The organism is Actinoplanes sp. ATCC 53533 (assembly GCF_003947245.1).
The window spans coordinates 1-12,882 of sequence record NZ_QHHV01000140.1 but is presented as its reverse complement, the minus strand read 5'-3'; the positions used below and the strand labels follow the sequence as shown (position 1 = coordinate 12,882).

General features: G+C 71.6%; 15 protein-coding genes and 1 pseudogene. All 16 read right to left on the bottom strand.

What is annotated here, in order from left to right:
• Positions 1-725, bottom strand: a 725-nt coding sequence (locus tag DMB66_RS39145; protein WP_148112798.1) for a hypothetical protein, incomplete at its 3' end; no start/stop codon positions are given.
• Positions 726-960: 235 nt separating this feature from the next.
• Positions 961-1,812: a hypothetical protein gene (locus DMB66_RS39140; protein ID WP_125809185.1), complete on the bottom strand. Its 852-nt coding sequence runs from the start codon at positions 1,810-1,812 to the stop codon at positions 961-963.
• Between the two features lie 353 nt (positions 1,813-2,165).
• On the bottom strand, positions 2,166-2,837 hold the full coding sequence (locus tag DMB66_RS39135) for a hypothetical protein (protein ID WP_125809184.1): 672 nt from the start codon (positions 2,835-2,837) through the stop codon (positions 2,166-2,168).
• Between the two features lie 148 nt (positions 2,838-2,985).
• Positions 2,986-3,402, bottom strand: coding sequence for a hypothetical protein (locus DMB66_RS39130; RefSeq protein ID WP_125809183.1), 417 nt, complete (start codon positions 3,400-3,402; stop codon positions 2,986-2,988).
• Positions 3,389-3,982 carry a hypothetical protein gene (locus tag DMB66_RS39125; protein ID WP_125809182.1) on the bottom strand — a complete coding sequence of 198 codons (594 nt, stop codon included), beginning with the start codon at positions 3,980-3,982 and terminating at the stop codon, positions 3,389-3,391. The genes DMB66_RS39130 and DMB66_RS39125 overlap by 14 nt, the downstream gene beginning before the upstream one ends.
• Entirely contained in the window at positions 3,982-4,407 is a 426-nt protein-coding gene (locus tag DMB66_RS39120; protein WP_125809181.1) for a hypothetical protein, read from the bottom strand. The genes DMB66_RS39125 and DMB66_RS39120 overlap by 1 nt, the downstream gene beginning before the upstream one ends.
• Positions 4,408-4,433: 26 nt before the next feature.
• Positions 4,434-4,802, bottom strand: a complete 369-nt coding sequence (locus DMB66_RS61675) for an Lsr2 family protein (RefSeq protein ID WP_158647521.1) — start codon at positions 4,800-4,802, stop codon at positions 4,434-4,436.
• Positions 4,803-4,908: 106 nt separating this feature from the next.
• Entirely contained in the window at positions 4,909-5,553 is a 645-nt protein-coding gene (locus DMB66_RS39110; RefSeq protein ID WP_125809179.1) for an RNA polymerase sigma factor, read from the bottom strand.
• A gap of 310 nt (positions 5,554-5,863) precedes the next feature.
• Positions 5,864-7,204, bottom strand: a complete 1,341-nt coding sequence (locus DMB66_RS39105; protein WP_158647520.1) for a hypothetical protein — start codon at positions 7,202-7,204, stop codon at positions 5,864-5,866.
• 98 nt (positions 7,205-7,302) lie between these two features.
• Complete coding sequence (locus tag DMB66_RS39100) at positions 7,303-8,172, bottom strand: hypothetical protein (RefSeq protein ID WP_125809177.1); 870 nt, start codon at positions 8,170-8,172, stop codon at positions 7,303-7,305.
• A gap of 166 nt (positions 8,173-8,338) precedes the next feature.
• The gene (locus DMB66_RS39095; protein ID WP_125809176.1) at positions 8,339-9,187 is read right to left on the bottom strand and encodes a hypothetical protein; all 849 of its coding nucleotides are present in this window, start codon (positions 9,185-9,187) and stop codon (positions 8,339-8,341) included.
• A 98-nt stretch (positions 9,188-9,285) separates the two neighbouring features.
• Positions 9,286-10,206 carry a hypothetical protein gene (locus tag DMB66_RS39090; protein WP_125809175.1) on the bottom strand — a complete coding sequence of 307 codons (921 nt, stop codon included), beginning with the start codon at positions 10,204-10,206 and terminating at the stop codon, positions 9,286-9,288.
• Positions 10,207-10,369: 163 nt separating this feature from the next.
• Entirely contained in the window at positions 10,370-10,822 is a 453-nt protein-coding gene (locus tag DMB66_RS39085) for a hypothetical protein (RefSeq protein WP_125809174.1), read from the bottom strand.
• Positions 10,816-11,313, bottom strand: a complete 498-nt coding sequence (locus DMB66_RS39080; RefSeq protein WP_125809173.1) for a hypothetical protein — start codon at positions 11,311-11,313, stop codon at positions 10,816-10,818. The genes DMB66_RS39085 and DMB66_RS39080 overlap by 7 nt, the downstream gene beginning before the upstream one ends.
• Positions 11,314-11,735: 422 nt before the next feature.
• On the bottom strand, positions 11,736-12,344 hold the full coding sequence (locus DMB66_RS39075) for a hypothetical protein (protein WP_125809172.1): 609 nt from the start codon (positions 12,342-12,344) through the stop codon (positions 11,736-11,738).
• Between the two features lie 124 nt (positions 12,345-12,468).
• Positions 12,469-12,882: pseudogene (locus DMB66_RS61670) on the bottom strand (hypothetical protein); the annotation flags it as partial.

Below are 12,882 nucleotides of genomic sequence, written 5' to 3'. Positions count from 1 at the left end.
GGCACGGGAGTACGTGGCGCACCCTCGACTGAAGCCGCTGGTGTCTTCGATCGAGTTCCGCGATCACCAGGCGCAAAGCTCTCGACTGGCGCGGAATTCCTCGTCACCTCGTCTGCGCGTTTAGTCAGCAGCGACGGCGGCGAACCGGCAGTAGAAGATCCTGCCGGAGATTGCTCCGACTCCCGTTTCGGCGAAACGGATCCGTGAGATTGAAGACTGAGCCGCCGCTGGCCAACCCTGGCCTCCGGCGCGGCCGGCCTCTGCCCCGCAGCCGACTGGGAGATCCGACGCTGACGGAGATGGGCGACCATCTCCGTCAGAGCGGAAGCGATCATCGTGCCGACGAACGCCTTCACCGTCTCCTTGACCAGCGAATCACCGACAATCGCCGCCGCGATCGGGGCGGCACCGGTCACCGCGAGGACGACGGCCCCAACTGTGACAGCGGCACCGAGCACCGTGTCGGGGTCGACCCATGCGGAAACCGGGTCATGGCGGTAGGAATGCTCAAGCCGACTCAGCTCTTCGTCGACGTCGGACGATGCAATGTCCGACGCACGAGCCGCAGCCCGGAGGAGATCTACCGCGGCAAGGCCACGCATCCTGAACAAGTCTTCGCGATCCCGTCGCTCACCGGTGTACCGCAAAGCCTCGTCGTACGCGTGCAGCCGGGCTTGCTGGAGACGTACTTCAGCGAAGGCATCCACCTCGTCTTCCTCGGCCATGAGGCAATTGTGGTAACCGTGTGCAACTCTGCGCCAACTGCGCCCGCCCCGCGTGCCCACTCCTGGCCATCGCCAGGCGAAGCAGGGTCGCCCGTCACCACGCCCTCACCCGCCATCACAGGCTGGATTTCCGGCGGCCCCGCCAAACACGTCTGGTAAGCCCCGCCAAACCTCGCTGGCAACCGGAGCCTGCCTCCCTGGGCATGAGGCGCTTCCCGCCACCTATCGCTGGCAGTCACAACAGGTTGTCCATGCACAGCCAGGGCCACAGGTACGCGCCGATCGGATACCGGCCGTCGGGGTCCGGGCCGACCACGTCGTAACGGCGCAGACCGGTGAGGCCGTCGGTGTTCTCGGTGTAGACCTCGATGCGGTCGCCCGCCCACCGCAGTACGGCGTGGAAGCCGGGCTGGTGGGCTCGCGCGCGTTGCAGGTCGTCCACCATCCGGGCGGCGGTGTCCCGGTCGAAGCGGGCGAGAACGCCGCCGCGGTTGCTGGCGTAGCCGTCGGCGACCAGCGCCGGGTACAAGCCGCCGCCGGTCGCCGGTACGCACGCCACGCTCGCCTCGGCCCAGGTCGCCCCCGGCGGGTAGAGATCGCCGCGCTGATCGCTCACCGCGAGTCCGCTCGGACCGATCACCGGACGTCGGTGGGTGATGTCCAGGTTGAGCCAGTGCGCCCCGCCCGCGGCGGCCTGTTGCAGCCAGTCGACGAGGTGGAAGGTGCTGCCGGGCATGCCGCGCACCGGCAAGAAGCCGACCTCGTCGAGTGCGGGAGCGATGGTTCCGTACCGCGGGCCCACCCAGGTACGTCCGCGCGCGGCGTGCGGGTTGCCATCGGCGTCGAACCAGCCGGGCTGCCCGTTGGAGATCAGGCGGTCCCCGTCGAGGGTCGCTTCCCAGGCCAGGGCGGGCATCAAAGGGGCCCGGGCCAGCAGTTGGGCGCTGGTGAGCCCGTGGCTCGGGGTACTGGCGGCGTGCGCCGCGAGCGGGATGACGTCATCGAGGTGGAACCAGATGCGGCTGGCCGCTGCGGGGGCAAGGTTTCTGTCCGCTGGCTGGTCGGCGCGCGGGTGGGCAGGTGCCATGGTCGGTCTCCTTCACCAAGACAGGTATGAGGGAGTTCCGGGCACGGCCGCATGGCCGCGCCCGGGAACAAATGGGGAGGCGGCGCGCGGTGCGCGCCGGGGCCGGGCATCGGCCGTAGAGAGAGGGGATAGACCGTCGGGGATTTCTGCGGCGGCAGTCCGCGAAGGGCTTGCCGACGGCTGGGCGGCAGCGTCTGCCGGCTAGGAATGGTTGGTGTTGATGTTGGTGCGGATGCGACGACTGCCCGTGCCGCGCGACGGTGCGAGCTGCCCGTCGGGCAAGAAGGGCCACGGCAGTCCGAGCCGCAGCACCTTGCCGCCCGGCCCAGCAGCAGCGGAGAGCGGCCGGCGCGTCAGATGCAGTCCGCCGGCGTCAGGATGTGGACGCCCTGTTCGGCCGGGTAGAACTGGCCGCCCAGACGGGCCCAGTTCCGTCCGCATGCAGTGCAGTCCCATGCCTGCCCGACACCCGGCGCGCCGTAGATACCGGCGAACTTCAGCGTCCCGGCGGCTTCACAGTCGTGGGTGAGGGACCCGTCCGCGGGGGCGGTGCGGTCCTGGCCGGTGGGGAACGGCGGCAGGATCGGGCCGAGGGTGCCGCCGGTGCGGATGTCGGCGGCCACGCCGCAGGCGATCAGCGCGGCGCCGGCGGCGATGGACTGCGCCGGGGTGTAGCGAACCCGCACGTCGCGGCTGCCGTCGGGTATGACGGCGCGGATCTCCACGACGTCGGCGCGCCAGGTGCAGACCGGCAGGTGCGGGTCGGGTACCGCCTGCAGGGTGGTGCCGGTCAGGTCGTCGAGGGCGGACATGATCTCGGCGTGGCGGGCGGTCGCGTCCGTCTCCAACTGGGCGGCCTCGGCCTCGACCGGGTCACGGTCCGGGTCCGAGAGCGTTCGGGCGAGGTCGTGACAGATGTCGGCGGCGGCGCGGGCGTTGGCGTAGGCCTCGATGAGTGTCAGAAGACCCGCCGTGCCCCTGGAGGGCTGAGGGTCCGTGGGTGCGGCATGGCTGCTGTCGGGCATGGGTCACCTTTCCTTGCTGGTCAAGGTGGCTGGCGCGGACCGCTGGCAGGGCATGGCTTTGCCGTCCGGTCCGCGCCAGGAAGAGGGGTTCGGAGAGGTCGTCGCGGGCGAGGCGCCGGGCTTGGCGGCTGGCCTTGTCGGCGGCGGGTCAGGTGGCGCGGTGGCCGGCGACGCGGTCGCAGCGGGCCGGATCGACGGGGAACCAGGGCAGGCCCCAGCCGATCCGGTACTGGCCGGCCCTGGGCGGCAGGCTGGTGACGCCGCCGCCCAGCGACCACGGGTTCCGGACGATCAGCACGTCGCCGTCGAAGGTCACGGTGAGCCAGCTGCCGCTGACGAACTCGGCCGTCTCGCCGAGCATGGTCACGATGGCGTGGGCGGTGGTCGCATCGACGGTGAACTCGGCGCCGCCGTTCCACCGTCCGTGCAGCACCCCGTGGTAGCCCTCGTAGTACCGGACGTCGCCGCTGTTGCGCCGCTCGGGCAGATAGGCCAGCCAGTCCCCGCTGAACACCGCGCTCGCGCCGCGACGTAGCGCGTAGAGGTCGCTGTCAGTGGTGCGCATCGACGACCGCCACCGCCCACCGGGCCGGGTCGAACCGGGCCCGGGAACCGGCGGGCTCCGGGGTGCGGCGGCCGGTGCGCAGGTCGTCGAAGACCTGCCACAGCCGTGGTGGTGTCACGCCCGTGTCGGTGCCGGAGAGTTTCGTGTCGGTCGTGTCGAGCCAGACGGTGCCGGCTTGGTCGACCCAGGCGTCGGGGGTGTACTCCTTCGGGTAGCGCCAGGCGGGGTCGAGTAGCCGGGGCAGCGGCACGATGTCGCCGGGGTACGGCGCCCACTGCGCGGCGTTCCACTCCAGGACCTTGCCCGCCGCCAGACCGGCCGTCGCGGCCGGGAGGCAGTCCATGCACCGGCCGCCGCCGACCCGGGTGGTGCCGTCGCAGGTGGTGCAGGGCCGCCAGTTCCGCGGGTCGAGGGTAACGTCGTAGCCGGGATCCCAGGCGCCGGTGCAGCCGCCGCCGAGGCGGTAGCCGTCGATGGTGTGACCGGCCAGCAGCGGCAACAGCGGCGCGGCCAGATACTCGGCGATGCTGTCGACGGTGGCGGCGTGCGCGACCAGGACCGCCAGCAGCAGGTGCGCCATCACCGCACCCCGTCGCCTGCGGTGATCGCGCGGCCTGCCGTCTGGTCGAGGTCGTCGCGGATGGCCAGCCACGCGGCGTGGGCGAGGGTGACCGCCGGACGCTCTTGGGGGTCGTCGACGACGGTGATGTCGCGGTCGCCGACGCGCAGCCCGAACTGCGGCGCCCGCCACGGGTCGGGCCAGCGCACGTCGATGTCGACGCGGCGCCTCGCGACCCAGAACCGGACCTGCATGCGGCACGGCGCGGGCAGATCGTGGTGCGAGGTGATCAGGTAGCCGGCGTCGGTGAACGTGGTGTCGAGAGCGGCGGCGACCGCGGCGGCGATCTCGCGTACCCATCGCCCGGCGATCGACTCGCGGGTGGGCGGCCGGACCGGGACGGTGATCGGCAGGTGGTTGCTCCGGTCGGCGGAGAAGGTGGTCATGTTGTGTCCTCCGTGTGGGGCGGGTTTCATCGGTCGGGATGGTGCGGCTGCTGGGCGGCGCGGTACGCCTGCTCGACCGCAGCCGGGATCCGGCCGTTGCGGGCGAAGGCGGGCAGGTCGTCGCGGTCGCTCTGGCCCAGCCACCAGCGGCGGATCGCCTTGGCGGCCGACCGGTCGCCGGTCGCGGCCGGTGCGGCGGTGCGGCGGTTCCGGGACGCGGGCAGCCGGCGTCCGGCCGTCATGAAGGGGCGTAGCGCGTCGCGTAGCCGGTCCAGGTTGGTCGCGGACAGGTCGATCTCGAAGGCGACGCCGTCCAGGGCGAATTCGTGGGAGGTGACCCCTTCGGTGGTGGCGTCGAAGTCGTCGAACAGTTCGGTGCGGGTGTGCAAGGCCACGATCGGGCTCCGTTTCGTCGAATCGGCGACCGGGCGCTGCCGCAGGCGCGGGATCCCTCCGAGGGCGGGAATGACGCCTCCGGCAGCGCGACGGCGTTGGAGGGGGTCAGTCCCGGCCGGTGAGGGTGGTGGCCGGCGTCGATGTGGTGCCCGGCGTGGTCGCGGTGCTGGCGAGGTGTGCACGCAGCCGTCGGCAGGCATGCCGTTCCAGGTAGATGACGCTGCGCACGCTGCGTCCGAGTAGCTGCGCGGTCGCTCGCCGGGTGAGTCCGTCGAGGAACCTCAGGTGCGCGACCTGCCGCTGGTCGTCGGTCAGCGCATCGAGTGCTGCGACCGGGTCGGGCCGACCGGATGCCGGGGCCGGGTGCCGGTCGGTGTGCTGCTCGTGGTGCTGGTCGGCGTAGATGCTGTGGGCGGCGGCCAGGTAGCGCCGTTGCGACCACAGGTACCGGGTGCAGGCCCGGTCGCACAGGCGGCGCAGCGACGCCAGTACGTCGGCGCCGATCAGCGCCGGGTCGGCCAGGGCGGCGGCGAACGCGTCGTGGACCAGGTCGGCCACCACGTCGAGGTCGCCGTCGGCGAGGCGGGCGGTGACCTGCGCGGTCAGCGCGGGCAGATAGGTCCGGTACGCCTCGGCGAAAGCGGTGCTGTCCGGGCGCGGCATGGCCGGCGCGGCGGTCGGGGCGGGTCCGCTCGCCGCGGTACCCGGTACGGCCGTCGTCGTGGTGTTGTGCCGGTTCGTGGAGCCCATCGCGGGTTCCTCCCTCGTCATTCGAGTGGATGGGAAACCCGGGCACGGCCGTACGGCCGTGCCCGGGAGTGTGGTGTGCGCGGAATCGCGCAGGCGGCCGGGCAACGGCCAGGTCGTGCGGTGTAGCGAAAGGAACGGCGCCGCAGGTCACCGACCCGGGCGCACGATCGCAGCGGTGGCGCCCTACCCGGCTACCCCGTGCGGGATCTGCCGGGTGAAGCGGCGACGTACGGGAGCGCGTCGCCGACGACGCGCCAGGTGGCGGACGGTGGTGCCGCGGCCGGAGGGAATCCGGGACGCGAGGCTGGGGTCAGCCGCGTGGCGGTCCGCTGCCGCGGACCGGTTCGCCGGCCCAGATGTCCCGGTCGCCGGCGTCGGTGCGATGGACCAGCCGCAGCGTGTGCACCACATCGGACGGTGCGTGCTGCCGCAGTTCGGCGATTTCGGCCTGCACGTGGGCGATGGCCTGGTGTTCGTCCATCGTGTTCGCGGAGTCGATGAACGTGGGGTATTCGTCCGGTTCCTTGCCGTCGCGCTGCGTGGTGTGCAGTACGACGTAGCCGGTGCTGGGCAGCCGGAACACGCCGACGATGCGGTTGCCCAGAAGGTGGTGCAGGGCCTGCGCGGTGGCGGCTGCGCGCCCGGTCAACGCCGGGCTGTCGCCGTGGTCAACCTCGATGACCGCGCCACTGGTGTTGGCGGGGCGCGCCGAGTGGTATGTCCGCCCGTCGATGTCGCGGGCGATGACCATCCGGGTCACGGTGGCATCGGTGCTGGTCGGCGTCCGATCGGCGTACACCAGGCTGCAGCCGATCAGGGTGGCGTCGGGCTCCGGGTGCTGCAGCAGGGGCATCCACGCGTCGACGGTGCCAGACAGCAGGTCGAGCAGTTCCTCCACGCTGACGCGCTCGGCGAGCCGTTGCTGGAGGTCCCACGACCGCCAGACCGGCTGGTCGATGAGCAGCAGATCCACCCACTTCGGCCGGTCCGTCGGTGCCTGTTCGAAGATCAGCTGAAACTCGGGTGCGGTGGACACATCGGAGTCTTCGTCGGCGTTGACGGTCAGACCGGCGGTGATCGCGTTGACGTGCTCGGGTTCGAGGATCACCTGTGCTTCTGCGGTGTGCTGGCGGGTTGGCCCGCCGTCGGGGCCTTGGTCGCGCGGGTCGCGCCCTGACGGGCGTGCTGCCGCGGCGGGCGGGTTCGGGGTGTCGGTGCGCGACAGCCGCAGTCCGACGGTGCCGCCGTCGATGCGCAGCACCAGATAGCGGGCTCCGCGTTGCGCGCCTTCGCGCAGCTGGTCGATCAGCGGTACCTGGCCGGGCCCGTCGGTGGTGCTCAGGTGCAGGTGTTCGACGAAGTCGTCGCCGCCCACATCGGTGCGCGCCAGGGCCGCGCGGTTACTGTCCGGGCCCCATCCTTCGGCGTAGACGGCCACGTTGGCGCTGTTCGGGTCGTCCGGGTCGACGCGCAGGCCGGGAACACCGGTCGACATCAGGTAGGTGCCCCAGTCGGCGACCCAGGCGAGCCCGCCAGGGCAGGGCTGCTCGTCGAGCTGTTCACCGATCGAGGGGCTGTGCTCAGGCGCGGCGACGGCGTGTTCGGCCAGCCGCAGGGTGTCGGCGAGGTTGAAGTACAGGTCGGTAGCCACGGGGAAACTCCATTCGAACAGGGTGCACCGGGCTCCGGCTTGCGCCTGGTCCCAGCTGTCGGTGGTGTAGGAGCGGAAGTTTGGGCTGGCGGGTCCCGTCATCGAGTGGGACCGGGATGGGTGCTGTCGGCGCCGACGTAGCCGTACGTACCGTCACTCCTTTGGACCCGCTGGATCGAGTCCGGCGTGACGGGGGTCAGCTCGCCGCGTGGGACGTTCGGCCACTGGTAGCCGTCGCCGCCGAGTACGGCGATCGTGTAGGCGAGGAAGGTGTCGAGGACTACCCACAGTTGCCCGCGCTGGTCGTCGTCCCAGCCGTCGCCGGTCACCGTGACGAGTTCGCCGGCGGCCAGTTCGTCCGGGTCGAGCCCGCCGTTGTCGGCAGGGTCGGGTTGCGGGCCAGGCGTGCTGGTGGCGATGTCGATGAGGCGGGCCAGCGCGGACATGGCCGCAATGCGGCGGTAGCCGAGGGCAGGGGCGACGGCGTGGTCGGGCAGCGACTCGCCGGGCTCACTGATCTGCGCCGGGTCGGCCTGGTTACCGGTGCTGATGGCGTGGTAACGGCGTCCGTCGACGTCGGCGGCGAACGCGACCCGGGTGGGCTCCGGGTCGACGTCGCCGTTGCCGGCGTCGTTGTCGCTGGGGATCGTGGCCGGCTCGTCGTACGTCAGGGTGAAGCCGATGATGGTGAACCGCGGCTTGTGCTGTTGTGGTATCCAGGTCGCGGCGGTGGCCGTCAGCAGGTCGAGGAACTCGACCAGTTCGACCTTCTCGGGCAGCCGCCGGTCGTGGTCCCAGCCGCGCCACACCGACTCGTGGATGAGGTTGAAGTCGAAGGTTTTCGGCCCGTTCTTCGGGGCGTACTCGTAGACGATTTCGAACTGCGGGGTGAGCAGCGCTTCGCGGCTGCCGTTGGCGTATTGGCTGAGCGTCGCGGCGATGCCGGCGACGGCCTCCGGTGCGAGCATCGGTTCGTCCTCCGTTTCTGGTAGTGGTTAGCCGGCGGCTTCCGGGACCGGCCTGGAATGAGTCGGTGCGAGGGGTGCCCGCCTCCGGTGCGGCGGGCGTGTGGCTTTGGGCAGATACCGCGGGGGTCAGACCCAGCCTTCGGGCGCCCGCGCGACGTCTGGGGGATCAGCTGGAGGTGTGGGTCCAGCGCCATTGGTAGGCGCCGACGAGGTAGCAGCCGTCCGCGTCGGGGTAGCACCGGTCGTCCTCGACCCAGCGCAACTCGGTGTCGTGGTCGTAGCACCAGTCGACCCAGCGCAGCCCGGTGTTTCTGTCGTCGTTCACCAGGTGTTCGATGACGAGCAGGTCGACGTCTCGTCGCAGGTGGGCGACCGCGCCGGTGTCGTCGTCGAGGGCCGCCTCGTGCTGGTCGTCGATCAGCGCCTGCAGGACGTCGGCCGGGAATCGGGCCAAGACTCCGTCGTCGACTGCGGTGTACCCGTCGGCGATCTGTGCCGGGTAGACACGGCCGTCGACGACCGGGGAGGTGACGGCGGCAGGAATCCAGGTGACATCGGGTGGGAGCAGGTCGCCGCGGCGGTCGGCGATCAGGTAGCGGCTGTTGGTGTCCGTCGTGGCGGGGTCGGGGTCCAGACCGAACCAGGTCACCTCGTGGCGGCTCGCGAACCGCAGCAGGTCCAGCAGCGTGCGGCGGCCGTCGAGGGGCTCGTCGAGCAGCGGCAGGAACCCGTCGGTGGGGTTGGCCTGGGCCGGGTTGCCGGTGGTCCCGGTCGCGGGGTGCGACCAGGTTTCGGCGCGGACGCGGTAGTCGGTGCCGTCGGCGGCATGCCAGGTCGGGCTGCCGTTGGACGACAGCCAGTCTCCGTCCGGGCGGACGGTCCACAGCAGTGCGGGGCGCTGCGTCCAGAGGGGGGACGGCTGGCGCCCGGGGAACGGGATGTGTCCCGCGGTGGCCGCCGCGTGGGCGGCCAGCGGTAGGACGTCGGCGACTCGCCACCACAGTCGATGTGACATATGGGCATCTCCAAAGCAGGTCGGGGCCATGACGGGCAGCACGGGGCTGGCCGCCGTGGCCGGTTTGAGCGATCTCGATCCGGGGTCCCGCGGCGTTGTCAGCCCTGCACCGTCGGCGGACCCGGGTTGGTCGGCGGTGAGGCGCCTCGCCGGCGTCTGGGGCCCCGGTTCCGCGCCCGCCTGGGTTGCGCGCGGCTCCCGGCCTCGTCCGTGTACGTCCACGGCCAGTGGTAGGCGCCGATGCTGTAGTAGCCGTCCGGGTCGGGCTTGACCCGGTCGATCTCGACCAGCCGGGTACGGGTGCCGTCGTCCTGCTGCCACAGCACGATGGCGGTGCCGCGGTGCAGACGCAGCACCGGGTACTCGCCGGGCATCGTGTCGGTCTGCGGGTTGGTGTCGGCGTGTAACGCGTCGAGGTCGGCGATCATCGTCTCGACGGTGGCTTGATCGAAGCGGGCCAGGACGTCATCGCCGCAGGTGCTGTAGCCGTCGGCGACCAGAGCCGGGTACCGGCGGTGGGCGACCGCGTCGGCGGTGACGACCGCCTGCCTCCAGCGCGCGTCGGCCGGGACGATGTCGTCGCGGTCTGCGCGTACCTCGAACCGGTCGGACCGGTCGACCAGCGCCGGGTCGGTGTTGACGACCAGCCAGTGCCGGCCGCGGCGGGCACCTTCGCGCAGCAGGGTGATCAGCGGCGAACGGTCGTCGCGGTGACGCTGCTGCAACGGCAGGAACCGGTGCTCCGGCGGCGGCTGCTCGTCGGTGCCGCGTCGGTTGGTGGCCTGGTGCCACCAGGTGTGGGCCAGCGCGCCATGCACGACGTCGTGATACCGGCCGTACCAGATCGGCACGCCGTTGGAGCTCAGGGTCTCCTGTCCCCAGGGGCGGGTCCAGATCAGCGCCGGACGTAGCCGCTGGCCGGCGATGGTCTGCGCGGTGGTGATGCGGTGCTGCGAGCAGGCGAGGGCGTGCTCGGCCATCGGCAGGACCTCGGTGAGGCGGAACCAGAAACGGGACACAGCAAGGGACTTCCTTCCGGATAGGCACCAACGCCGAGGGCACGGCCCGCGTGGCCGTGCCCTGGCAAACGCGTGGCATTGCGGATGGCCGGGCATCGGCCGGTCGTGAGCAGGGGCGCCGCAGGCGACCGGCTGCTGCGCAGGTACAGGTGCGACGCCGGGTTCAGCCGGCCAGCGGGTAGATCGCGTAGAACTGGCCGTCGCCGGTGTGCACCGTGACGGTGTCCCCGACCGGATCGATGAGGCAGAGCCAGTCGGTGCCGAGGTCTCCGACGTCGGCCAGGCAGAAGTTCTCCGGCTGAGCGACGCTGTCGCCGACGGCGACGCCCACGCCTTCGACGACGTCACCGTCGGTCGCTGCTGACCGGTCGGCCGTGCGGATGCCCGGCTGCAGGTATCGCCAGTCGGTGGCGATCAGCTTCGCGGCCAACTTGAAGGTGTCGCGGGTGAAGGTGTCCTGCCAGATCTGCCGCAGCGCGGTGACGAGTCGTGCCGGATCGGCTGGTTGTGCGACGGGGCGGGCCAGGACCACCTGCGTCGGCGGGTGGATCACGCCGACGAGGGCGCGGCCGGGCGTCGCGGCGGCGACCGGCGGTTGTCCGACGGGGGTCAGCATGGCTGCAGGGGCCGGTGGCGGCGCTTGGCGACCGCGAGGGTGAGGTCGCCAGCGTCGATGCTCACGTGACCGTAGCCGGCGTCGGCGGCGGCTCGCAGGAAGTCGAGCTGCGACTGCTGGCCGGGTGGGTGCAGCGGCAGGTACCAGCCACTGGCGATCGGCAGCGGGCGGCCGGTGATGGTGCCGGCCGAGGAAAGCTGGTTGAGGTCGATGACCTCGTGCGGTTGGCCGGGCAAGCCATCGGGCATCTCGGGGGTCCGGTCGGCGTAGAGCGCCACCGGGGTGCCGTCGTGCCTGGCCAGGAACGGCACGCCGCAGCTGAGCAGGTAGGCGACCGGCCGCAGGCCGGGCACGGTCTCGACGACCAGTCGCAGCGCCGGGGTGCCGGGGAATGGCCTGCCGGGGCGACGCAGGTGGGCCGGTGCGGCGCTGGCGTGTTCGGCCAGGCGCAGCGCTCCGGCGAGGCCGAAGAACAGACGAGCGGCGGACATGCGTTTACCTCCTTGGTGAAGTGGCGGGAAGGGTTGCCGGCCGGTGTCCCGGCCGGAAGAGGGAAAGAGCGGCCGTTTCGCAGGCCGCGGCGTTGATATGGCGCCCCAGCCCGGGGCGCCGGGCGGTATTCGTCTGCCTCCCGCCAGAAAGGGCGGCACTGGGCAGGCGGCCAGAGGCCGGTGCGGAGGGTCGCTCCGGAGCGGAGCAAGAAGACAGAGGCGTTCGGTAGGTTGGGGAGTCCTGTGCCCCGGGCGACGGCGCTGCCTCGTATGCCGAGGGTCGGGGTGGTGCCCTGTGCGACCGGTTCAGGTGATGTCGGTCGGGCAGGCTGCAGCGCTCGGGCCTGCCAGGCACGGGAACCGGTCCGGCGGGGAACGTCGCCGTACGGGTGTCGGCTCGATTTGCGGGCCTGGTTCGGCGATCAGGCCGGCGCGGCGGCGAGAACCTGCCGCTGGTACCACCACTCACCGTTGTGGTGCAGCCAGCGCCGCTTGCTCACACCGTGCGGAATCTTGCCCGTCCTACTGCCCGCGGCCCGGCGGGAGCTCGTGGTGCGGTGGATCGCGTAGTTGCACCACGGCTTCGCCCTGTCCGGCCTCGACGCGGCGGCCTCGGCGGTCGGCGCCTGCGCGGGCGCCGTCAGTGCCGGGGCGGCTGCGGCTGCCGGGCGGGCCAGCATGCGGGAGCCGATGACGTGCCCGTCCAGGTCGCGGACGTACTCGTGCAGCACCAGCAGGTCGTCGCGGTGCACGGCGGCGAGACCGACGACCAGCGACACCACGTACCAGGTGCCCGCGCGGGGTTCCGGCAGGTCGCTGACCTGGCCCTCGCGGGGGCCGAAGGCGACCAGCGCGACCGGGATGTCGTCGTCAATGAGCTGCTCGCCGATGACCTGGTGTCCCAGCCGTGCCGGCGGGTGCTGCGCCGACGGCGGTAGCACCCGCAGCGGGGCGATCGAGCCGACGACGATGCGGTCCGGGGTGTCGGGCGGGTAGATGTGCAGCGGGTGCGGGGTCAGGTTCACGATCACGGGGCTCCTCCTTCGTCACGGTGTCCTTGCTGGTGGGTGGAGCCGGTCGGGCCAGAACACACGCGTGCTTCCCTCGGGTGCCGGGAGTCTGGGTGTGTGCTGGTTCCGACCGGGTCCGTATGCCTTATTGGTGTTGGAGGGTGACCGCGAGAAGCCGCTGGGCGTCGCCCAGCGTGGCCATGTATCGGCTGGCCTGCTCGTGGTAGGTGACCCTGTCCGCCATGCGGTCGCTGGCCGGGGCCAGCTGGGTGCCGTCGAGCCTGAGCAGGGCGTCACCGACGACCGCGGTACAGGCGCTGTAGTGCTGGTAGGCGGTGGGACCCGCCTGGAAGATCTCCAGCTCCTCCAGGGCCAGCGGCACGCCGGTGTAGGCGGCGTTGTGCATCCGCATCGCGTTGACCCGGGGCTGGCTGTAGAACGCGGCAGCCATGTCGTCGAGCGGGAACTTGGCAGGGTTCTCCAGGTTCCTGGCCTCGAAGTCCGCCCACGGAGTGGCCGGCCTGGTGCCGTGTACAGCCTGCTGCCACGTCTGGTGACG

Coding starts and splice junctions, on each gene's coding strand:
- DMB66_RS39140 (WP_125809185.1), bottom strand. CDS start 1,812: ATGGCACCTGCCCACCCGCGCGCCGACCAGCCAGCGGACAGAAACCTT.
- DMB66_RS39135 (WP_125809184.1), bottom strand. CDS start 2,837: ATGCCCGACAGCAGCCATGCCGCACCCACGGACCCTCAGCCCTCCAGG.
- DMB66_RS39130 (WP_125809183.1), bottom strand. CDS start 3,402: ATGCGCACCACTGACAGCGACCTCTACGCGCTACGTCGCGGCGCGAGC.
- DMB66_RS39125 (WP_125809182.1), bottom strand. CDS start 3,982: ATGGCGCACCTGCTGCTGGCGGTCCTGGTCGCGCACGCCGCCACCGTC.
- DMB66_RS39120 (WP_125809181.1), bottom strand. CDS start 4,407: ATGACCACCTTCTCCGCCGACCGGAGCAACCACCTGCCGATCACCGTC.
- DMB66_RS39110 (WP_125809179.1), bottom strand. CDS start 5,553: ATGGGCTCCACGAACCGGCACAACACCACGACGACGGCCGTACCGGGT.
- DMB66_RS39100 (WP_125809177.1), bottom strand. CDS start 8,172: ATGCTCGCACCGGAGGCCGTCGCCGGCATCGCCGCGACGCTCAGCCAA.
- DMB66_RS39095 (WP_125809176.1), bottom strand. CDS start 9,187: ATGTCACATCGACTGTGGTGGCGAGTCGCCGACGTCCTACCGCTGGCC.
- DMB66_RS39085 (WP_125809174.1), bottom strand. CDS start 10,822: ATGCTGACCCCCGTCGGACAACCGCCGGTCGCCGCCGCGACGCCCGGC.
- DMB66_RS39080 (WP_125809173.1), bottom strand. CDS start 11,313: ATGTCCGCCGCTCGTCTGTTCTTCGGCCTCGCCGGAGCGCTGCGCCTG.